Origin of the sequence: Curtobacterium sp. PhB170, assembly GCF_003752345.1 — a bacterium.
GTDB lineage: Bacteria > Actinomycetota > Actinomycetes > Actinomycetales > Microbacteriaceae > Curtobacterium.
Window position 1 is genome coordinate 492751 of the sequence record NZ_RJUM01000009.1, and the last position, 20258, is coordinate 513008.

A 20258-nucleotide genomic window follows, 5' to 3' on the forward strand; every position below is an offset into this window, starting at 1 on the left:
TGATGGACCGCAGAGCGTTCCTGGTCGGCGGTGTCGCCGGCGGCGCAGCACTCGCCCTGGCAGGGTGCTCCGGCACCCTGCCCAAGGTCGACGCGAAGGTGGCGAGCTTCGGGAAGGACGCGACCGGCACCGTGCACGTCTGGTGCCGGTCCGCGACCCAGGCCGGACTGACCTCGGCCGTGGCCGGGTTCAACAAGGCGAACCCGAAGCTGCAGGTCGAGCTGACCCCGGTGCCGGACGGTCAGTACGTGACGAAGCTCGCAACGGCCATCCGCGGTGGTGAGCCGCCGGACGTCGTGGACATCGACGACATCAACTCGCAGCTGTTCATCTTCCGCGAGGCGTTCGCCGACCTGACCGACGTCGTCAAGGGCCTCGACTACTTCGACGCGATCTCGCCGGGGCACCTGCGGCTGCTCGAGTACCGCGACCGGTACTACGGGCTGCCCTACCTGGCGGACAACTCGCAGCTGTTCGTCAACACCGAGCTGTTCGACCGGGCCGGGCTCGACGTCGAGGAGTCGACGAAGGACCTCTCCACGCTGCTCGACGCGGCGAAGGCCATCCGGAAGCTCGACGACGACGTCTACGGGTGGTCGATCTCCGGCAACGCCGCCGGCATCATCGGCTTCGTCACCCAGCCGCACGTCTGGGCGACCGGAGTCGACATGATGTCCGGCGAGGTCGGCTCCCAGACGGCGAACATCACCGGCAACGAAGCGCTGGAACGGATGCTCGAGTTCTACCGGCAGCTCTGGAAGGACGGCGCGCTGTCGAAGGCGACGTACTCGGACGCCGGCACCACGTGGGGCGCGGACTTCCGGGCCGGCAAGGTCGGGATCTTCCCGACCTCCTACGGCGCCACCGTGCCCGCGGCCACCAAGGCGATGCGGGCGAAGATGCAGACGGTGCTCATCCCGTCGTGGGACGGCCAGCGGTCGTTCTTCGACGGCGGCGACAACATGTGCATCCCGAACGGGGCGGCGAACCCGTCCGGCGGCTGGGCGTTCATGCAGTACGCGAACGGCCTGCAGCAACAGCAGGCCCTGCCCGACGGCGGGTACTTCCCCACCCGCTCCGACGCTGCGACGCCCGAGTACCGGAAGCGGTTCCCGTTGGCGTTCGGCCCGCTCGACGCCATCGACAAGGGCTACGCGCCGCAGACCCTGGCGTACAACCTGCTCAACAACCAGCCGTCGTCACCGTACTTCGCGATGTTCCGCGAGGCCGTGTTCGGCTCGGGCACCGCTGCCGCGATGAAGACGGCGCAGGCGGACTACACCCGCATCCTCGACCAGGTCCAGGCCTGACCGTCGCTCGCTCGTTGCACAGAGAGGTGCAGACATGACCACCATCTCCAACCGACGGACCGGCGCCGGCCGCCCGACCGTCGGGCGCGGCGCTGGCCGTCCGGGCCGCTCGGGCCGCTCGGGTCCGTCCCGCGGGGCGCTCACCCACCCGCCGCGCGCGGGCGCCGTGCTCGTCACCCCGGCGATCGTCTTCGTCGCGGTGTTCGTCCTCGCCCCGCTCGTGTTCGCGCTCTACATCTCGTTCACGAACTGGCCCCTGATCGGCCCGTACCGGTTCATCGGGCTGCAGAACTACCTGACCCTGTTCCAGGACCCGACGTTCGTGCACGCCATCGGGTACACGCTGCTGTACACCGCGATCGTGACAGTGCCGATCCTGGTGCTCGGCTACTTCCTGGCGGTGCTCATCCGGGCACGGCGACGGGGCAGCACCCTGCTGCGGACGGTGTTCTTCCTGCCGTACGTCGTCGGCCTGACCACGCTGTCGTTCATGCTCGTGCTCGAGGCGCAGCCGAACTCCGGAGCCGTCAACATGGTGCTCCGCTGGCTCGGGATCACCGACGGCAGCACCGCCTGGCTCGTCAACGGCCCCCTCGCCACGCTGCTCATCTGCGTGCTCGTGGTCTGGGCGGTGTCCGGCCTGACGATGGTGCTCCTGATGTCGGCCATGCAGGGCATCCCCGACGAGGTGTACGAGTCGGCCCAGCTCGAGGGTGCGTCGTGGTGGCAGACCGAACGGCTCATCACCCTGCCGATGATCCGGTCGACCATCGCCCTCAGCGCCATCATCTCGGTGATCGGCTCGCTGCTCGCGTTCAACCAGTTCTACATCCTGACCCAGGGCGGGCCGGGGACCGAGACCACGACGATCGTCAACGCGATCTACAACCGTGGCTTCGTCAACCTGCAGCTCGGCGCCGCGACCGCCGAGTCGATCGCCCTGGTCGTCGTCATCGCCGCCGTCACGGTGTTCCAGTTCTGGGCACTGCGAGAGAAGGACTGAGCCATGAGCACCACGACCTCCCGTGCCGGCATCGCGGCGCCGGACCTGTCCACCCGCACGCTGACCACCACCGGCGACGGACGCCGCCGGCGCCACCACCAGGGCAGCGTCCGGCACCCCCGCGACACCGCCGTCAAGCGCACCCTGTACGTGATCGCCGGCGTCGGGTCGGTGCTCGTGTTCGGTGTCCCACTGCTGTGGTCGATCCTGCGGGCGTTCCAGTCCGAGGCCGTCATCACGCAGGCCGCCGACCCCGCGACCTTCTTCCAGCTCGGCTGGCAGAACTTCGCGGCCGTCTTCAGCTCGTCGTCGCACCTGCTGACCGGCGTGTTCAACTCGTTGATCGTGTCGATCGCCACCGCTGTGCTGACCGCGGTGATCGCCACGATGGCCGGGTACGGGTTCGCCCGCTTCCGGTTCCGCGGGTCGGGCATCGTGTTCGGCCTGGTGCTGCTGACGATGATGGTGCCGTTCCAGGCGATCCTCACCCCGCTGTACCTCGAGATGAACGCCATGAAGCTCACGAACTCGCTGCTCGGGCTCGTGCTGTTCTACACGACCGTGAACCTGCCGTTCGGGGTGTTCGTGATGCGGAACGCGTTCGAGTCGATCCCGACCGAGCTCGAGGACTCGGCGTTCGTCGACGGGGCCTCACGCTTCCGGGTCGTCGTGTCGGTGCTCCGCCCGCTCCTGCTGCCCGGTGCGGCCACCGCTGCGCTGTACGCGTTCCTGGCGTCGTGGACGGAGTTCCTCGGGGCGCTGACCTTCCTGACGAAGGACTCGCTCTACACGCTGCCGGTGGCGCTGCTCAACCTGCAGACCGGGGCGTACGGGCAGGTGTCGTACGGCAACCTCGTCGCCGGGTCGGTGGTGGCGATGATCCCGTGCATCGCGCTCTACGTCGGACTGCAGCGGTTCTACGTCGCAGGCCTGTCGTCGGGTGCGCTGAAGGGCTGACGGTCGGGTCGGCTCGGGGCCGGGCCCGCTCGCACCGTGCGGGGTTGCCCGCTCGGTGCGGGACGGCCACGACCTCGCACCGTGCGCCGCCCATCGGCCGGTGCGGGGTTGCCCGCTCGATGCGGGGTTGTAGCGCTGCACCGAGCGACCAACCTCGCACCGGCCGCTCAACACCGCACCGTGCGAGCTACGCCGACCGGCGCACCACGAGTTCGGGCGCCAGCAGCGTCTCGTCGAGCGGCTCGCCCTCGACCAGGGCCCGCACGGTGTCGAGCACCCGCTCCCCCATCGCCCGGAAGTCCTGCCGCACGGTGGTCAGCGGCGGCGTGAAGTGCGCGGCCTCGGGCACGTCGTCGAACCCGACCACCGCGATGTCGTCGGGCACGCGCAGGCCCTCGTCGGCGAAGGCGTGGAGCACCCCGAGCGCCATCTGGTCGTTGCCGGCGAACACCGCGTCGACGGCCGTCACGTCGATGTGCCGTGCGGCCGCGAACCCGCTCCCCGGGGTCCAGTCGCCGTCGAGCACGACGGGCTCGAGGCCGGCGTCCTGCATGATCCGGACGTACGTGGCGCGACGCACCTCGGACTCCTGCGAGACGGGCGGGCCGGCGATGTGCACGATCCGCCGGTACCCGCGCCCGAACAGGTGTTCCATCACGAGCGACGTCCCGGCGGCCTGGTCGATCGCGACGGCGGCGACGGTCGACGCCGCCGGGGTCCGCACGGCGTCGCGCTGCACGGCGTTCGACACGACGACGGGCACGGTGACCGGCACGGTGAGTGATCCGAGGGCGTCGAGCACCCGGTTGTCGGCGGCGACGAGCACGATCGCGGCGACGTCCTGCGCGAGCAGCGTCGTGAGTGCACCGGACAGGTCGGACGGCGTCGGGTCCTCGGGCAGGGTCGAGAGCAGCACGTGGTACCCGGCCGACCGGGCCGCACGTTCGAAGCCGATCGCGGTGCTCGACGGGCCGTAGAGCGCGTCGCCGGCGGTGATGATGCCGAGCGCGCGGCTCCGCCCCCCGGCGAGTGCGCGGGCTGCGGCGCGGGGCCGGTAGCCGAGGTCGTGGACGGCGTCGGTGACCTGCGTGCGGAAGGCGTCGCGGACCGTCGGGTCGCCGTTGATCACGCGCGAGACGGTCTGGTGGGAGACGCCCGCGCGCTCGGCGACGTCGAAGATCGTCGGAGCCTTCCGGCGTTTGCCGCCCGTGCCCCCTGGGGCGGTCGTGGTCGTCACGACGCCAACCGTACCGCGCAGTCCGGCCCGCGCGGCAAGATCGCGAAACGGTCACGCCGAGTTGACACCCCGTTACGAAAGCCCCAGTATGTGAGCGCTCACACGAGCACATCCCTCGGGGCACAGCAGCCCCGGCACCTGAGCGCGTCGAGGACGACGCGAGAGGAACAGAGGTACTTCGATGACGAAGCGCAGGATCATCGCGGGCGTTGCAGCCCTCGGCATCGCGATCGCACTCGCCGGCTGCTCGGCCGGTGGCCGCGCGTCCACCGACGGCGGCGGCAGCAGCAGCGACAACAAGGGCGCCCTCGTCGGCGTCGCCATGCCGACCAAGGTCTCGGAACGCTGGATCAAGGACGGCGACGCCGTCAAGAGCGACCTCGAGAAGGCCGGTTACAAGGTCGACCTCGAGTACGGCGACAACAAGGTCCAGCAGCAGGCCCAGCAGGTCAGCAACATGATCACGAAGGGCGCGAAGGTCCTCATCATCGCGTCGATCGACGGCGGAGCCCTCTCCGACCAGCTCGACGCCGCCGCCAAGGCCGGCATCAAGGTGATCTCCTACGACCGCCTGCTGACGGGCAACAAGAACGTCGACTACTACGTGTCGTTCGACAACGAGAAGGTCGGCGTCGACCAGGCGACGAGCCTGCTCACCGGCCTCGGCGTCCTCGACGACAAGGGCGAGAAGACCGGCGAGAAGGGCCCGTTCAACATCGAGGTCTTCGCCGGCTCGCTCGACGACAACAACGCCAGCTTCTTCTTCAACGGCGCCATGAAGACCCTCAAGCCGTACCTCGATGACGGCACGCTGAAGATCCAGTCGGGTCAGGACCAGCTCTCGCAGGCCGCCACGCAGCAGTGGGACCCGGCGACCGCCAAGGCCCGCATGCAGAACCTGGTCGCGAAGTCGTACTCGGGCGGCACCACGCTCGACGGCGTGCTCTCGCCGTACGACGGCATCTCGATCGGCATCATCTCGGCGCTGCAGGGTGCCGGCTACGGCACCAGCGACCGTCCGCTGCCGATCGTGACGGGCCAGGACGCCGAGGCGGCCTCGGTCAAGTCGATCATCGCCGGTCAGCAGTACTCGACCATCTACAAGGACACCCGCAAGCTCGCCAAGCAGTCGGTCACCATGGCCGAGGACCTGCTCACCGGTGACAAGCCCGAGGTCAACGACACGAAGAGCTACGACAACAAGGTCAAGGTCGTCCCGACCTTCCTGTTCCAGCCGACGGTCGTCACCAAGGACAACTACAAGGAAGTCCTCGTCGACTCGGGTTACTACACCGAAGCCGACCTGAAGTAGTCGCAACCCACCTGTCGGACAGGAGGCACGGGTCGACCCCGCCCCGTGCCTCCCGTCCGCCCCATCCGCGCGCCACGGCGCGCACCACGGAAGGCGGTCGACGTGACGGACACGATCCTCGAGATGCGTGACATCACCAAGACGTTCCCCGGCGTGAAGGCCCTGCAGGGCGTCTCGATCGAGGTCGAGCGTGGCCAGGTCCACGCCATCTGCGGCGAGAACGGCGCCGGCAAGTCGACCCTCATGAAGGTGTTGTCGGGCGTCTACCCGCACGGCTCCTTCGAGGGCGAGATCCTGCTCGACGGGTCGCCCGTCGCGTTCCACGACATCAACGGTTCCGAAGCAGCCGGCGTCGTCATCATCCACCAGGAGCTCGCACTGAGCCCGTTCCTGTCGATCGCCGAGAACATCTTCCTCGGCAACGAGCGGTCCAAGGGCGGCTTCATCGACTGGAACAAGACGAACCTGGCAGCCGCCGAGCTCCTGCAGCGCGTCGGTCTCAAGGACAACCCGGTCACGAAGATCGTGGACATCGGTGTCGGCAAGCAGCAGCTCGTCGAGATCGCGAAGGCACTGTCGAAGAAGGTCAAGCTCCTCATCCTCGACGAGCCCACCGCCGCCCTGAACGACGACGACTCCGCGCACCTGCTCGAGCTCATCCGCTCGCTGCAGGCCGAGGGCATGACGGCGATCATCATCAGCCACAAGCTCAACGAGATCAAGGCGATCGCCGACAAGGTCACGATCATCCGTGACGGCAAGACCATCGAGACGCTCGACATGCACGCCGACGACGTCTCCGAAGACCGCATCATCCGCGGGATGGTCGGCCGCGACCTGTCGAACCGGTACCCCGAGCACGAACCGAAGATCGGCGAGGAGCTCTTGCGGATCGAGGACTGGACGGTCCACCACCCGCTCGACGGATCGCGCGAGATCATCCACCAGGTCGACCTGAACGTGCGCGCCGGCGAGATCGTCGGCATCGCCGGACTCATGGGCGCCGGGCGGACCGAACTCGCGATGAGCGTGTTCGGCCGGTCGTACGGATCCGGCATCAGCGGCACCGTCTACAAGCGCGGCGAGCCGATCAAGACCCACACGGTGTCGCAGGCGATCGACCACGGCATCGCGTACGTCACCGAGGACCGCAAGCGCTACGGCCTGAACCTGATCGACGACATCAAACGGAACATCTCCGGGTCGGCGCTCGGCAAGCTCGCCAGCTGGGGCTTCGTGAACGCGTCCGAGGAGACCACGGTCGCCGGGCAGTTCCTGAAGAACCTCAACATCAAGGCACCGAACGTCGACGTCATCACGGGCAAGCTCTCCGGCGGCAACCAGCAGAAGGTCGTCCTGTCGAAGTGGATGTACACCGACCCGGACGTGCTCATCCTCGACGAGCCCACCCGCGGCATCGACGTCGGTGCGAAGTACGAGATCTACACGATCATCAACAGCCTCGCGGACCAGGGCAAGGGGGTCATCGTGATCTCCTCGGAGCTCCCGGAGCTCCTCGGCATCTGCGACCGCATCTACACACTCTCCGAGGGCACCATCACCGCCGATGTGCCCCGCTCCGAGGCCACCCCAGAGGTCCTCATGCAGTACATGACCCAGGAACGGGAGACCCCTGTCAATGAACGCGCTTAAGTCCGCCGCCGGCTACCTCACCGGGCAGCTCCGACAGATCGGCCTGTTCATCGCGCTGATCGTCATCGTCGTCTTCTTCCAGGTGACGACCAACGGCATCACCCTGGCCCCGATCAACGTCTCGAACCTGATCGTCCAGAACAGCTACATCCTCATCCTCGCCATCGGCATGGTGATGGTCATCATCGCCGGGCACATCGACCTGTCCGTCGGGTCGGTCGTCGCCTTCACCGGCGCCATGGCCGGCGTGATGATCACGCAGTGGCACATCCCGTGGCCGATCGCCGTCGTGCTGTGCCTCGTCGTCGGAGCGCTCGTCGGTGCCTGGCAGGGGTTCTGGATCGCCTACTTCGGGATCCCGGCGTTCATCGTCACCCTGGCTGGCATGCTCGCCTTCCGCGGTGCGGCGCAGATCGTGCTGCACAACCAGCAGATCTCGCCGTTCCCGGACGGGTTCCGTGCCCTCGGTTCCGGCTTCCTGCCGTCGTTCGGCACCACCGGGTACGAGCCGCTCACGATGATCCTCGGCTTCGCCGCCGCGGCCGTCATGGCGGTCACGGCGTTCCGCGGCCGGGCCACCCGCCGCAAGTACCAGCTCGAGAGCGAACCGTTCGCCTGGTTCATCGTGAAGCTCGTCTTCGGCGTCGTGCTCGTCGTCTACGTGGCCCTGCTGCTCGCGAGCTACAACGGCACCCCGATCGTGCTCGTCATCCTCGGCGCACTCGTGGTGATCTACTCGGTCATCATGCGGAGCGCGGTGTTCGGCCGCCACGTCTACGCCATCGGCGGCAACGCCCTGGCCGCGCAGCTGTCCGGCGTGAAGACCAAGCGCGTCACGTTCATGCTCTTCGTCAACATGGGTGTCATCTCGGCGCTGGCCGGCGTGGTCTTCACCGGCCAGCTCAACCTGGCGGCACCCGGTGCGGGCAACGGCTTCGAGCTCGACGCCATCGCCGCGGTGTTCATCGGTGGCGCAGCGGTCACCGGCGGCATCGGCACGGTGCCCGGCGCCATCGTCGGTGGTCTCATCATCGGTCTGCTGAACAACGGCATGTCGATCCTCGGCGTCGGCACCGAGTACCAGTCGCTCATCAAGGGCTTGGTCCTGCTCGCCGCCGTCGCGTTCGACGTGTTCAACAAGCGTCGGGCGGCTGCCGCGCGCAAGTAGGGCGTCCGGGGTCATCCCCGCCCTCGCGAAAGCGACAGAGTGCTGCGGAACATCCGCGCACTTCTGTCGCTTTCGTGCGTCAGCGGGACAGGACCGCCCACCCCCTGGCCGGGAGGCGCAGGGTTCCGTTCCCCAGGTCGGCACCGCCCGCCTCCACCTGCGTCGCATCCGCCGCGGGCACCTCGACGGGATCGGCCGACAGGTTCAGGGCGGTCACCACGGCCGCGTCCGACGTCGCGGTCCGCAGGACGACCGCCGTGTTCGTCAGGTGCACGACGTCGGTGTGCGCCCGGTGCAACCACGGGTTGCGGCGGCGCAGGGCGATCAGGGCTTCGTACGCGTGCGTCAGGTCCCCCGCTGCGGGTGGTGTGTCCGGGAACTCCGGTCGGACCGCGTCGTCACCGCCCTCGCGTTCCTCCTTCACCCCGGTCCAGCCGTACTCGTCGCCCGCGTAGACGATCGGGGTGCCAGCGACGGTGAACAACACCGCGGCCGCGTGCCCGGCGAACTGCTCCCCCACCGCGCTCGCGATGCGGGTGACGTCGTGGTTGCCGATGAAGGTCGTCGGGGCGAACGTCTCGAGCAGGGCGTCGTGCCGCTCGATCGCGTGCGCCAGTTCGTGGCCGTTGCCGTCCGCGATGCCGTGCCAGATGCCCTGCCACAGTTCGTACTGCGTCAACGAGTCCATCGTCGACTCCCGCGCGATCGCCGCCGCGTCGCCGTGGATCACCTCGCCGCTGAACCACGCGTCCGGGAACCGCTCGCGCACCCGCGGCAGCACCCTCGCCCAAAACGCCGGTGGCACCGCGTACGCCGCATCGAGGCGCCAGCCGTCGATCCCGCGCTCCAGCCAGTGCGTCATGATCTGCACGACGAGGTCCTCGGTCGCTCGGTTGTCGTGGTCCAGCGCCACGAGGATGTCGTGTCCCTCGAACAACCCGACGGGTACCGGCTGCCCCGGCGACCACCTCGACCAGTCGATCGCGAACAGGCCAGCGGTCGCCGCATCCGGTCCTGCTTCTCCGAGCGCCCGGAACGCCGGGTGCTCACGGCCGACGTGGTTGAAGACACCGTCGAGCAGGACCCGGATCCCCCGCTCGTGCGCCGCGGACACCAGGCGGTCGAAGTCGGCGTCGTCGCCGAGCCGTGGGTCGATCCGGAAGTGGTCCACCGTGTCGTAGCCATGGGTGGAGCTCGCGAACACCGGCCCGAGTACCAGGCCGTTCAGGCCGAGGTCCACCACGTGGCCGAGCCAGGGTTCGATGCGGCCGAGACGGTGCTCGACGGCGCGCTCCTCGACCGGCACCCCCGGGCGGACGTCCGCCCCGACGAACCCGAGCGGGTACACGTGCCACCACATGACGTGCGGGACCCAGGCGGGCTCGGGTGGACGGATCGGTGCGGTGTCGGTGCTCACCGCTCCGATGCTGCCAGCCGCGCCTGTGCTGGGCGCTCCCGTGCTGGGAACGGACAGGGACGGCAGGACGAGGATGTGGGCATGGGACGTGCGATCAGGACGGAAGCGGACGCTGCGGCGTCGGAGTCGGCACAGGCCGAGCGGACCTGTGCGTCGTGCGGCCGTCGGATGCCGTCGACGGCGGCGCCCGAGGCCAAGTGGTGCTCCCGTGCCTGCCGTCGCCACGGGGTCGACCCGACGGACCTGGCACTCGAACAGCGCATCGACGAACTGCTCGCCGCACGGGCACGCACCTCGAGCATCTGCCCGTCCGAGGTGGCGCGGTCGCTCGATCCGGACGACTGGCGCCCGCTCATGGAGCCCGCCCGGCGAGCGGCCCAGCGCATGATGGCGCGCGGCGAGGTCGAGATCACCCAGGGCGGCTCCGTGGTGGACCCGTCGACAGCGAAGGGTCCGATCCGCATCCGTCGCACGCGGTGAGGGAACACGTGTCGTCCAACCTCGGTTGGGGATGGGGATGACTGCAACCGGATCGACCGAACCGACCTCCGTCCAGCCCCGAGCCCTCGTCGTGGGCGCGAGCGGCATCACCGGCTCTGCCCTGGTGAGCCACCTGCTCGACCTCGGCTGGGACGTGACCGCGCTGTCCCGCCGTCCGCTCCCCCAGCAGGACGTCCGGACCGTCGCCGCGGACCTCCGCGATCCCGACAGCCTCGGCGCCGCCCTGGCCGACGAACGTCCCACGCACGTGTTCTTCACCGCGTGGCAGCGCCAGGAGACCGAAGCCGAGAACATCCGCGTGAACGGCGGCATGGTCCGCGACCTGCTCGCCGCACTCGCGCACGCTCCACTGGCGCACGTCGCGCTGGTGACCGGGCTCAAGCACTACCTCGGCCCGTTCGAGGCCTACGCCGCGGGCGAGATGCCGGACACGCCCTTCCACGAGGAAGAGCCCCGCCTGGACACCCCGAACTTCTACTACGCGCAGGAGGACGAACTCTTCGCCGCCGCTGAGCGCCAGGGCTTCACGTGGTCGGTGCACCGCTCGCACACCGTGATCGGGCACGCTGTCGGCAACGCGATGAACATGGGCCTGACGATCGCGGTGCAGGCCACCCTGGCGAAGGAGCTCGACCTGGACTTCGTGTTCCCGGGCAGCGAGGCGCAGTGGAACGGCCTGACCGACATGACCGAGGCGGGGATCCTCGCCGAGCAGATGGTCTGGGCGGCGACCGCACCCGAGGGTGCCGACGAGGCCTTCAACATCGTGAACGGCGACGTCTTCCGGTGGCGCTGGATGTGGCCGCGCCTGGCTGCACACCTCGGCGTCGACCCGGCGCGCGTGGTCGGGTACCAGGACGAGCCGCGTCCGCTCGAGCAGCAGATGGCGCCGTACGAGTCGGAGTGGGCCGGCATCGCCGAGCGACACGGTCTGGCCGAGGCGGACATCACACGGCTCGCCTCGTGGTGGCACACCGACGCCGACCTCGGTCGCGCGATGGAGGTCGTCACCGACATGGGGAAGAGCCGCGAGGCCGGGTTCACGGCCTTCCGACGGACCGAACGCGCGTTCGCCGACCTCTTCGCGCGCTACCGGGCCGACCGCCTCATCCCCTGAGCCGTCGGCCCGGAACAGCGGGCTACAGCGCGAGCAGGAGCACCACGAGCGTCGCGACCGAGAGCACCAGCAGGACGACGGCGCCCTGCAGGTCCTTGTCGTGCGCTCGGAGGTGCGCCACCACGGCGCCGACGAAGTACACCACCGCGCCGATGGCCGCGGCGATGGCGAGCGGCACCCACCAGATGCCGATGACGAGCCCGGCGGCAGCGGCGACCTCGAGCACCCCGAGGACCGTCATCTGCGAGGGGGTGACGTGGACGCCCTGCATCGAGGCGACGATCTTCGGGTTGCGGACGAGTTTCATGACGCCCGAGCCGAGCAGGGCCACGGCGAGGACGAGGGACAGGACGACGGCAGCGATGTGCACGGGGAACTCCAGGTGGTGAAACGGATGGTTGTCCCCGTTTCAAACCGGGGACTGCTCCCCGTATTCCCGGCCACGCGATCTAGGCTCGGTGCATGACCCGCCGAGACGTCGCCCGGAACCGTCAGGCGCTCGTCGACGCGGCCCGGTCCGCGTTCACCGACCACGGCCTCCAGGCTGCACTGGAACCGATCGCGGTCGCAGCGGGACTCGGCAACGCGACCCTGTACCGGCACTTCCCGACCCGCGCGGCGCTGTGGGAAGCCGTCCTGGTCGAGCCGATGCACGAGGTGCTCGACCTCGTCGAGCACTGCTGCGAGTTGTCCGCCTCGGACCCGTGGGAGGGCTTCGCGACCTTCGTCCGCGAGACGGCGGCGATCGAGGCCCGCCGCACCGGCTTCAGCGAACTCATGACCACCGACTACCGCGACGCTCCGGAACTCCTCCGGCTCCGCATCGCCGTGCAGGACGGGATCGACGCCCTCTTCACAGCCGGACAGGCGGCCGCGGTCATCCGCGCCGACGCCACCCTGGCCGACGTCGCACTCCTGCAGCTCTCGATCGCGGAGACGATCCGCACGTTCGGCCGGGTCGCGCCCGAGGCGTACCGACGCTGGGTGGACCTGGTGCTCGACGGGTTCCGGGCGACGGACGTCCCGCGCGGCGTGCTGGCCGGACGCCCCCTGCGCGGTGACCAGGTCCGACGAGCCCTGGCGGAGCGCCACCAGGCATGACCTGGCACGCTCGGACCATGACCGCCGAAGCCGACGACCACTTCTTCGTCGTCAACGGGCGACGATGGCGCCGCACCGACCCCGCGCTGCCCGGGGACGTCGCGGCGGCGCTCCGGAGCCACCTCGGTCGTGGGCGGAACGCCGTCAAGCAGGCCAAGCGCGTGGGCGACGACGACGCCCTGGCCGCGGCCCGGCACCGGAACGGCCTCGCCAAGCACGGGCTCGGCGAACGGGGTCCGGAGTGGTGGACGCGCCCCGAGGCCGATCGGATCGCCGATGCCGAGCGAGCACTCGCCGACCTGGACGCTCTGCCGTGACGACGATCCGTCCGCCGCGCCTGGACCGCATCCTGAACCTCATCGTGTTCGGCCCGGTGATGATCGGGACAGGAGTCGCACTCGCGAGCGTGGCCTTCGTGCCCGGAGCATCTGCGCGGGTGTTCGTCTTCGTCCTCGGTGTCGCCTTCATCGCCGGCGGGACCTGGGCCACGGCCAGGCTCCGACGCGTCGCCGTGTACCTGTCCGACGAAACCCTCCGGTACTCCGGCTTCTTGTCGTCGTGGACCGCACCGCGTGCGGGCGTCACCGCGGTGCTCGACGACGCGTACGTCGAGTGGCGCGACGATCGCGGGGTCGACCACCGACGGCAGATCTGGCTGCTGACCCGTGCATGGGAGGACGACGGCACGAGGTTCGCTCCGCTCTGGCGCTGGCGACGCGAGGCGCTCCTCGAGGTGCGGGCGTGGGCAGCGACTCACGAAGTCCGAAACGTCCCATGACGCCCGCGGTGGGAAGCGAAATCGGGCGTACCTGGTCGAAAGTTCCGACCCGGTACGCCCGATTCGACCAGGTACGCGGCGAGCCTCGTCAGCCCTCGGTGTGGCCCAGGCTCGGCTCGAGGAGCAGGTGGGCCGTGCGGGACGCCGACGCGTGCAGCTCGAGGACGACGAGGTCGTTCCGGCCCTGGCGCAGGACCGGGCCGGGGATCGCCAGGGTCTGCTGCGGGCCGCGCGACCAGTACCGGCCGAGGCAGAACCCGTTCACCCACGCGACACCCTTGCGGAAGCCGTCGAGCGCCAGGTAGCGGTCGTCCACCGCGTCGAGGTCGAACGACCCTGCGGCGAAGGTCGGCCCGGCGAGCACCTCGCCGTCGGTCGGTTCCACAGCCGACAGCGCATCGAGGGCGGACGGTGCGATCGGGTCGAGCGCCAACGGTGCCGCGGTCCAGCGCGACAGCGGGACACCGTCGACGGCGACCCCGCCGATCAGGCCCTTCGGTTCGCCGATGCGGATGCCGTAGTCGACCCGGCCCTGGTCCTCGACGAGCAGTTCGAGCGTGCCGGTCACCGGCGGCAGGACGACGGCGCGGTCGTGGTGCTCGCGCTCCAGGACGCCGACGACGACGCCGTCGACCGACACGATCGCGCGGTCGCGGACCTCTTCCCCGATGGTCAGCACTCCGCCGGTGGGCAGGTCGACCTCGGCCCGGTACAGCACGAAGCCGCTGGCCGCACCGAGGGCGTCGAACGTCGGCGGCTCGTCGTGCGCCGACCACGTCGTGAGCGTGGGCAGCAGGGAGCGGAGCAACGCGACGCGGTCGAGGCGGACGGCGAGGTCCGTGGCGGGGGTGATCCGGGCCTCCAGGCCGACTCCGTCCGCCGCATCGGACGCGAGTCGACCCGACCCACCCGGCTCCATCGACGCCGGCAGCGGCGGGACGGGCGCGTAGCGCTCGATGACCGCGCGGAAGGCGTGGAACTTCGAGGTCGGCCGACCGGCCTCGTCGAGCGGCGCGTCGTAGTCGTACGACGTCGCGATCGGTCGGTACACGCCCTTGTCGTTGGCGCCGTTCGTGAAGCCGAAGTTCGTGCCACCGTGGAACATGTAGATGTTGACCGAGCCACCGGCGGCGAGCAGGACGTCGAGGTCCGCGGCGCTGTCCGCGGCCGAGGTGGTGTGGTGGTGCTCGCCCCAGCTGTCGAACCAGCCGTCCCAGAACTCGGAGCACATCAGGGGGCCGGTGGGCTGAGCCTGGCGGAGCCGCTCGAGGCGCGCGGCGGACCGCGAGCCGAACGAGCCGGTCTTGTGCAGCGACGGCAGCGAACCGTCCTCGAGCATCGTGCCCATCGGCTGGTCGACGCTCGTGAACGGGACGGTCAGCCCGATGTCGCGGTGCATCTGCTCGAGTGCACGCAGGTACTCGGGGTCGGAGCCGTAGGCGCCGTACTCGTTCTCGACCTGCACCAGGACGATGGGCCCGCCCTGGTCGATCTGCCGCGGGACCAGCACGGGGGCCAGCTGCTGCAGGTACGTCTGGACCGCCGCGAGGAACCCGGACTCGTTGCGCCGGACGCCCACGGAGCCGTCCGCGAACAACCAGTACGGCAGACCGCCGTTGGTCCACTCGGCGCAGATGTAGGGGCCGGGGCGGACGATGGCGTGCATCCCCTCGGCAGCGACCAGGTCGAGGAACCGGCCGAGGTCGAGCCCGCCGGTCAGGTCGAAGACGTCGGGCGACGGCGCGTGCGCGTTCCAGGCGACGTAGGTCTCGATGGTGTTGAGGCCCATCAGCTTCGCCTTGCGGATCCGGTCAGCCCACAGGTCGGGGTGCACGCGGAAGTAGTGGATCGCACCGGACAGCACGCGGTGCGGCTCGCCGTCGAGCAGGAAGTCGGTGTCGCCGATGGCGAATCGCATGAGATGACTCTTTCAGACAGCGGGGTCGTGCGGACGATGTCCGCACGACCCCGGGGAGTTGGTGCCGGTGCTACTTGGTCGAGACCGTGAAGCCCTGGTCCTTGCCGTACTTGGCGAGGGCCTTCTGCCAGGCCTCGAGGCCGGCGTCGAGCGAGGTGCCGTTCTCGTACGCCTGACCGACGGTGTCGGCGTAGACGCTGTTCGCGTACACCTGGTACGGCAGGTAGGTGAAGTCGTTGTCCGAGGACTTCGACGCGTCGACGAGCACCTTGTTGATCTGCTGCCCACCGAAGTAGGACGGCTTCTCGTCGAGGAAGGCCGACGAGTCGAGGTCAGCGGTCGTCGAGGGGAACCCACCGGACTTCATGAAGACGCCGGTCGACTCCTTGGACGAGTTCAGCCACTTCAGGAAGCCCGCGGCGAGGGCCGGGTTCTTCGACTGCTTCATGACGACCTCGGCGCTGCCACCGTTGTTCGCGGTCTGGGCGGTGCCGCCGTCGTAGGTCGGCATCGGAGCGACGCGCCAGTCACCCGAGGCCTGGGCGACGCCGGACTCCAGGTTGCCGGGCATCCAGGCGCCGGTGATCATCGTGGCGATCTCACCGTTGCCGAGCTGCTTGTACCAGTCGTCGGTCCAGCCGACGGTCTTCGACAGCAGGCCCTGCTCGACGAGCTCGTTCCAGGTGCTCGTCCACTTCTTCGAGCCCTCGTCCTGCAGGTTGATGGTCACCTTGTCACCGTCGGTGGTGAAGGGGGTGCCGCCGGCCTGGGCGATCATGCTCGTGGTGAACCCGGCGTCGCCGGAGTCGGCCGCGATGTACGCGTTCGGGTCGGCCTCGTGCAGCTTCTTCGCGGCAGCGACGTACTCGTCCCACGTCTTCGGCACGGCGATGTCGTGCTTGTCGAAGACCGTCTTGTTGTAGAACAGCGCCATGGGGCCGGAGTCCTGCGGCAGGCCGTAGACCTTGTCGTCGATCGAGACCGAGCTCCAGGTGCTCTTCGCGAACTTGTCCTCGAGCGAGTCGAAGCCGTAGCCGGACAGGTCGAGCAGCGAGTCGGACAGGGCGAACTGCGGCAGCGCGAAGTACTCGACCTGGGCGACGTCGGGGGCGCCCGAGCCGGCCTTCACGGTGTTCTGCAGCTTGGTGTACTGGTCGGCGCCGGTGCCGGCGTTGACGAGCTTGACCTTCACCTTGGGGTACTGCTTCTCGAACGCGGCGACCTGGGCCTTGGCGGAGGGGGTCCACGACCAGTAGGTCAGGGTGCCACCGTCCTTCAACGCCTTGGTGATGTCGTCGGACGAGCCACCGGACGACGAGCCGCCGGTCGCGCAGGCGGCGAGGGCGATCGTGGCGGTGACGCCGATGGCAAGGGCGCTGAGCCCGCGCCGGAGACGCTTGTTCATGGGGGTGCCTTTCACTTCTTCGTGGAGAGGGGGTAGTGCTGCTGTGTTCCGGACCGGAGGGCGCGGGGCGGGGTCGCCACGGGCCTCCCGTCCGACGGATCAGGCCTTGACGGACCCGGCCGCGAGGCCGGACTGCCAGAAGCGCTGGAGGAAGAGGAACGCGACCACGATCGGGATGATCGTGAGGAGCGATCCCGTGACGACGAGGTTGTAGATCGGCTGCGCGCCGGACCCGGTGGCCTGGGCGTTCCACTGGTTCAGGCCGACCGTCAGGGGGTACCACTTCGGGTCGCTCAGCATGATGAGCGGCAGGAAGTAGTTGTTCCAGGTGGCGACGACCGCGAAGAGCAGGACGGTGACGACACCGGGAGCGAGGAGGCGGAGCGCGATGGTGAAGAAGATCCGGAACTCGCCGGCGCCGTCCATGCGGGCGGCCTCGAGGAGCTCGGCGGGGATCGCGTCGACTGCGTAGGTCCAGATCAGGTACATGCCGAACGGGCTGATGAGCGACGGCAGGATGATCGACCACGGGGTGTTGGTCAGGCCGACCTGCGAGAAGAGCAGGAAGGTCGGGACCGCCAGGGCCGTGCCGGGGACCGCGATGGCACCGAGCACGATGGCGAACACCGCCCGGCGTCCGGGGAACTGGAACTTCGCCATGCCGTAGCCGGCGACGGTCGCGAGCAGGGTGGCGCCACCGGCACCGACGACCACGTAGAGCAACGTGTTGCCGAACCACTGCAGGAAGATGCCGTCGTTGTACGTGACGGTGTCGACGATGTTCTGCCAGAGGTTGAAGTCCCCGCCGAACCAGAGCCCGAACGTGGAGAGCAGCGACGCCTGCGTCTTCGTGCTGTTCACGAGCAGGTAGAACAGCGGCGCGAACGAGTAGACGACGAAGACGACCATGACCGCGGTCAGCAGGCCGGAACGCTTCGGCTTGCGTCCGTCGACGTGCTGCTCGGCCTTCCGCTCGGCCTTCCTGGAGGCCCGGGTCGAGCGGGTGCGCGGGTCGCGCTGCGTCGTGGTCGCCTCGGTGACCGTGGCCGGCCCGGCGGCGCCGGTCGCGGGGTGCTGGATGGTGCTCATCGGTTCTCCTGGCGGGTTCCGCGGACCTGGACGACGTAGGCGATCACCGCGGTGATCACGCCCATCACGATCGCGACGGTGGCGGAGTAGTTGAACTGCTGGCCGCTGAAGGACAGCGAGTAGGCGTACATGTTCGGGGTGAAGGCGCTGCCGATGACGTTCGGGGCCAGGGTCTTCAGCAGGTTCGGCTCGTTGAAGAGCTGGAAGCTGCCGATGATCGAGAAGATCGTGGCGATGACCATCGGGCCGCGCAGGGCCGGGAGCTTGATCGAGAAGACCGTGCGCAGGGGGCCGGCGCCGTCGAGCTCGGCGGCCTCGTACAGCTCACCGGGCACCGTGCGGAGTGCGGCGTAGAAGATCAGCATGTTGTAGCCGAGGAACTCCCACGTGACCACGTTGCCGATGGAGGTCAGCACCCAGCTGGGGCTGAACGGCTGCAGCAGGTCGATGCCGAGCGCGTCGTTCGCCGCACCCGTCAGGCCGAACTGGTTGCCGTAGATGAAGCCCCAGATCAGGGCCGCGACGACACCGGGCACGGCGTAGGGCAGGAACACCGCGATGCGGAAGAAGCTCGTGCCCCAGAGCCGTGCGCTGTCGAGCGCGAGGGCGGCCACGAGTGCGAGCCCGAGCATGATCGGCACCTGGACGACCAGGAAGATCGCGACCCGACCGAAGCCGGACCAGAACTTGGCGTCCTGGAAGAGCTGGACGTAGTTGGCGAACCAGACGAACTGGTTGCCGCCGATGAGCTGGTCGCGGAACAGGCTGAGCCAGAGGGCGTAGCCGATCGGGACGATGAGCATGGCGATCAGGACGACCACGAAGGGGCCGACGAACAGCCAACCGGTGTAGCGCCCCCGCGCCTTGGTCCGGCGACCTGCCGGGCGGGGGGCTGCCGGCTGCGCTGCGGCTGCCTCGCCGGGCCGCGCTGCGAGCGTGCTCATGTGACTCCTTCGTCTGCTGCGTTCGGGTGTCCGGTGTCGTCTGCCGCGACCCGGGCCCGGTGACGGGCGCTCTGGCGGTCGCAGATGTTGACGTCAACATCGAACGTCAGGACGATAGCATGGCAACGTCAACATGCGCTAGCGTCCGGGAACGCAGACTGCGTGATCCCGCAACGGAAGGAGCTCGAGCCGATGACGACCGAGTCCCCCGCCGGCACCCGCCGCTCCCCCTCGATGGCCGCCGTCGCCGACGCCGCCGGGGTCTCGATGCAGACCGTCTCGCGCGTCGCCCGCGGGTTCGACAACGTCAGCCCGGACACCCGCGACCGCGTGCAGCGCGCGATGGACACCCTGGGCTACCGGCCGAACCGTGCCGCACGGGCCCTGCGATCGGGGCGCTTCCGCACCATCGGCGTGATCATGTTCACGCTCGCGTCCTTCGGCAACATGCGCACGCTCGAGGCGATCGCCGACGCCGCCGGTGCGGCGGACTTCACGATCACGCTGCTGCCGATGGCCTCGCGCACCGAAGAAGGCGTGCGCTCCGCGTTCTCCCGTTTGCACGAACAGGCCGTCGACGGCGTCGTCATCATCATCGAGTCGCACATCATCGACACGGCCGAGGTCGTGCTGCCCGACGGCGTGCCCATGGTCATCATCGACTCCACCGGCAGCACCGACCACCCGGCGATCGACACCGACCAGACCGACGGCGCGCGCCAGGCCACCCAGCACCTGCTCGACCTCGGCCACGAGACCGTCTGGCACGTCGCCGGACCGACCTCGTCGTACTCCGCCGCACGCCGGTTGGCCGCGTGGCAGGACACCCTCGAGCGCGCCGGGCGGCACGTCCCGCCGGTGTTCCACGGCGGGTGGAGCACCGACTCCGGCTACCGCGCCGGCCTCACCATCGCCGCACGCCCGGACATCACCGCCGTGTTCGCCGCCAACGACCAGACCGCGCTCGGGGTGCTCCGCGCCGCGCACGAGTTCGGGCGGTCCGTGCCGTCGTCGCTCAGCGTGGTGGGGTTCGACGACTCCCCCGAGTCCGACTCCTTCTGGCCGCCGCTCACCACCGTGCACCAGTCCTTCGACGAGGTCGGGCGCCGAGCCGTCGCGAACCTGCTCGCCCAGATCGACGGCGAGTCCGTGTCTTCCGCCCCCGACCTGGTGCCCGTGCGCCTGGTGGAGCGGGCGAGCACGGCGCCGCCGCCTGCCGCGCGCTGACGCGCTGCGCGCTGCCGCGGTTCGCCCCGGTTCGCGAAAGCGACACTGTGCCGCCAACCTTCCGCGGAGAACTGTCGCTTTCGCGGACCCGACGGCGCAGCCGGCCGCACATCTGTCGCTT

19 protein-coding genes are annotated in these 20258 nt (G+C 69.3%); 12 read left to right on the forward strand and 7 right to left on the reverse strand.

Translation table 11 applies throughout. The features are described from left to right. Window positions 1-2 precede the first annotated feature (2 nt). Genes EDF40_RS06525 through EDF40_RS06535 form a run of 3 tightly spaced genes read left to right on the forward strand, consistent with a single transcriptional unit; the run spans window position 3 to window position 3270 of the window. Window positions 3-1310 (forward strand): sugar ABC transporter substrate-binding protein, encoded by a 1308-nt coding sequence (locus EDF40_RS06525; RefSeq protein WP_123338700.1) that lies wholly within the window; start codon window positions 3-5, stop codon window positions 1308-1310. 34 nt (window positions 1311-1344) lie between these two features. Then, window positions 1345-2313 (forward strand): carbohydrate ABC transporter permease, encoded by a 969-nt coding sequence (locus EDF40_RS06530; protein WP_123338699.1) that lies wholly within the window; start codon window positions 1345-1347, stop codon window positions 2311-2313. A 3-nt stretch (window positions 2314-2316) separates the two neighbouring features. Then, the gene (locus EDF40_RS06535; RefSeq protein ID WP_123338698.1) at window positions 2317-3270 is read left to right on the forward strand and encodes a carbohydrate ABC transporter permease; all 954 of its coding nucleotides are present in this window, start codon (window positions 2317-2319) and stop codon (window positions 3268-3270) included. 187 nt (window positions 3271-3457) lie between these two features. Here the strand turns inward: EDF40_RS06535 and EDF40_RS06540 are convergent, their stop codons facing one another. Beyond that, window positions 3458-4507 (reverse strand): substrate-binding domain-containing protein, encoded by a 1050-nt coding sequence (locus tag EDF40_RS06540; protein ID WP_123338697.1) that lies wholly within the window; start codon window positions 4505-4507, stop codon window positions 3458-3460. A gap of 181 nt (window positions 4508-4688) precedes the next feature. Here EDF40_RS06540 and chvE point away from each other — a divergent pair, with 181 nt between their 5' ends. From chvE to mmsB, 3 genes are all read left to right on the forward strand, one after another. Next, window positions 4689-5819 carry a multiple monosaccharide ABC transporter substrate-binding protein gene (gene chvE, locus EDF40_RS06545; protein WP_123338696.1) on the forward strand — a complete coding sequence of 377 codons (1131 nt, stop codon included), beginning with the start codon at window positions 4689-4691 and terminating at the stop codon, window positions 5817-5819. A gap of 102 nt (window positions 5820-5921) precedes the next feature. Beyond that, a complete protein-coding gene (gene mmsA / locus EDF40_RS06550; protein ID WP_123338695.1) occupies window positions 5922-7472 on the forward strand; it encodes a multiple monosaccharide ABC transporter ATP-binding protein in 1551 nt (516 codons plus the stop codon). Next, window positions 7459-8640, forward strand: coding sequence for a multiple monosaccharide ABC transporter permease (gene mmsB, locus EDF40_RS06555; RefSeq protein ID WP_111086259.1), 1182 nt, complete (start codon window positions 7459-7461; stop codon window positions 8638-8640). The genes mmsA and mmsB overlap by 14 nt, the downstream gene beginning before the upstream one ends. A 79-nt stretch (window positions 8641-8719) precedes the next feature. On the opposite strand, the gene EDF40_RS06560 is transcribed toward mmsB, so the two are convergent. Then, window positions 8720-10057: an alpha-amylase family glycosyl hydrolase gene (locus EDF40_RS06560; RefSeq protein ID WP_260212513.1), complete on the reverse strand. Its 1338-nt coding sequence runs from the start codon at window positions 10055-10057 to the stop codon at window positions 8720-8722. A gap of 81 nt (window positions 10058-10138) precedes the next feature. Here EDF40_RS06560 and EDF40_RS06565 point away from each other — a divergent pair, with 81 nt between their 5' ends. Together EDF40_RS06565 and EDF40_RS06570 are read left to right on the forward strand one after the other, a co-directional pair. Beyond that, window positions 10139-10537, forward strand: a complete 399-nt coding sequence (locus EDF40_RS06565) for a DUF3253 domain-containing protein (protein ID WP_123338694.1) — start codon at window positions 10139-10141, stop codon at window positions 10535-10537. Window positions 10538-10574: 37 nt separating this feature from the next. Further along, on the forward strand, window positions 10575-11675 hold the full coding sequence (locus EDF40_RS06570) for an SDR family oxidoreductase (protein WP_123338693.1): 1101 nt from the start codon (window positions 10575-10577) through the stop codon (window positions 11673-11675). Between the two features lie 22 nt (window positions 11676-11697). Here EDF40_RS06570 and EDF40_RS06575 read toward each other — a convergent pair whose 3' ends face one another. Continuing rightward, complete coding sequence (locus EDF40_RS06575) at window positions 11698-12045, reverse strand: DoxX family protein (protein ID WP_123338692.1); 348 nt, start codon at window positions 12043-12045, stop codon at window positions 11698-11700. Between the two features lie 92 nt (window positions 12046-12137). Here EDF40_RS06575 and EDF40_RS06580 point away from each other — a divergent pair, with 92 nt between their 5' ends. Genes EDF40_RS06580 through EDF40_RS06590 form a run of 3 tightly spaced genes read left to right on the forward strand, consistent with a single transcriptional unit; the run spans window position 12138 to window position 13554 of the window. Then, a complete protein-coding gene (locus EDF40_RS06580; protein WP_123338691.1) occupies window positions 12138-12776 on the forward strand; it encodes a TetR/AcrR family transcriptional regulator in 639 nt (212 codons plus the stop codon). A 17-nt stretch (window positions 12777-12793) separates the two neighbouring features. Further along, window positions 12794-13093 carry a biopolymer transporter Tol gene (locus EDF40_RS06585; RefSeq protein ID WP_123339026.1) on the forward strand — a complete coding sequence of 100 codons (300 nt, stop codon included), beginning with the start codon at window positions 12794-12796 and terminating at the stop codon, window positions 13091-13093. After that, a complete protein-coding gene (locus EDF40_RS06590) occupies window positions 13090-13554 on the forward strand; it encodes a hypothetical protein (protein WP_123338690.1) in 465 nt (154 codons plus the stop codon). The genes EDF40_RS06585 and EDF40_RS06590 overlap by 4 nt, the downstream gene beginning before the upstream one ends. Before the next feature lie 88 nt (window positions 13555-13642). On the opposite strand, the gene EDF40_RS06595 is transcribed toward EDF40_RS06590, so the two are convergent. From EDF40_RS06595 to EDF40_RS06610, 4 genes are all read right to left on the reverse strand, one after another. Continuing rightward, window positions 13643-15472 carry a beta-galactosidase family protein gene (locus EDF40_RS06595; RefSeq protein ID WP_123338689.1) on the reverse strand — a complete coding sequence of 610 codons (1830 nt, stop codon included), beginning with the start codon at window positions 15470-15472 and terminating at the stop codon, window positions 13643-13645. 70 nt (window positions 15473-15542) lie between these two features. Continuing rightward, window positions 15543-16877 (reverse strand): sugar ABC transporter substrate-binding protein, encoded by a 1335-nt coding sequence (locus EDF40_RS06600; RefSeq protein ID WP_173169216.1) that lies wholly within the window; start codon window positions 16875-16877, stop codon window positions 15543-15545. 99 nt (window positions 16878-16976) lie between these two features. Next, complete coding sequence (locus tag EDF40_RS06605) at window positions 16977-17966, reverse strand: carbohydrate ABC transporter permease (protein WP_207906668.1); 990 nt, start codon at window positions 17964-17966, stop codon at window positions 16977-16979. Next, window positions 17963-18910, reverse strand: a complete 948-nt coding sequence (locus EDF40_RS06610) for a carbohydrate ABC transporter permease (protein WP_111086247.1) — start codon at window positions 18908-18910, stop codon at window positions 17963-17965. Before EDF40_RS06610 ends, EDF40_RS06605 begins: the two co-directional genes overlap by 4 nt. Window positions 18911-19102: 192 nt before the next feature. Between EDF40_RS06610 and EDF40_RS06615 the strand changes: the two genes are divergently transcribed. Further along, window positions 19103-20137, forward strand: a complete 1035-nt coding sequence (locus EDF40_RS06615) for a LacI family DNA-binding transcriptional regulator (protein WP_123339025.1) — start codon at window positions 19103-19105, stop codon at window positions 20135-20137. Window positions 20138-20258: the final 121 nt, after the last annotated feature.

What these genes read in the sequence shown, in the direction of transcription:
- EDF40_RS06525 (WP_123338700.1), top strand. Translation starts at nt 3, where the DNA reads ATGGACCGCAGAGCGTTCCTGGTCGGCGGTGTCGCCGGCGGCGCAGCA.
- EDF40_RS06530 (WP_123338699.1), top strand. Translation starts at nt 1,345, where the DNA reads ATGACCACCATCTCCAACCGACGGACCGGCGCCGGCCGCCCGACCGTC.
- EDF40_RS06535 (WP_123338698.1), top strand. Translation starts at nt 2,317, where the DNA reads ATGAGCACCACGACCTCCCGTGCCGGCATCGCGGCGCCGGACCTGTCC.
- chvE (WP_123338696.1), top strand. Translation starts at nt 4,689, where the DNA reads ATGACGAAGCGCAGGATCATCGCGGGCGTTGCAGCCCTCGGCATCGCG.
- mmsB (WP_111086259.1), top strand. Translation starts at nt 7,459, where the DNA reads ATGAACGCGCTTAAGTCCGCCGCCGGCTACCTCACCGGGCAGCTCCGA.
- EDF40_RS06565 (WP_123338694.1), top strand. Translation starts at nt 10,139, where the DNA reads ATGGGACGTGCGATCAGGACGGAAGCGGACGCTGCGGCGTCGGAGTCG.
- EDF40_RS06570 (WP_123338693.1), top strand. Translation starts at nt 10,575, where the DNA reads ATGACTGCAACCGGATCGACCGAACCGACCTCCGTCCAGCCCCGAGCC.
- EDF40_RS06580 (WP_123338691.1), top strand. Translation starts at nt 12,138, where the DNA reads ATGACCCGCCGAGACGTCGCCCGGAACCGTCAGGCGCTCGTCGACGCG.
- EDF40_RS06585 (WP_123339026.1), top strand. Translation starts at nt 12,794, where the DNA reads ATGACCGCCGAAGCCGACGACCACTTCTTCGTCGTCAACGGGCGACGA.
- EDF40_RS06595 (WP_123338689.1), bottom strand. Translation starts at nt 15,472, where the DNA reads ATGCGATTCGCCATCGGCGACACCGACTTCCTGCTCGACGGCGAGCCG.
- EDF40_RS06600 (WP_173169216.1), bottom strand. Translation starts at nt 16,877, where the DNA reads ATGAACAAGCGTCTCCGGCGCGGGCTCAGCGCCCTTGCCATCGGCGTC.
- EDF40_RS06605 (WP_207906668.1), bottom strand. Translation starts at nt 17,966, where the DNA reads ATGAGCACCATCCAGCACCCCGCGACCGGCGCCGCCGGGCCGGCCACG.
- EDF40_RS06610 (WP_111086247.1), bottom strand. Translation starts at nt 18,910, where the DNA reads ATGAGCACGCTCGCAGCGCGGCCCGGCGAGGCAGCCGCAGCGCAGCCG.
- EDF40_RS06615 (WP_123339025.1), top strand. Translation starts at nt 19,103, where the DNA reads ATGACGACCGAGTCCCCCGCCGGCACCCGCCGCTCCCCCTCGATGGCC.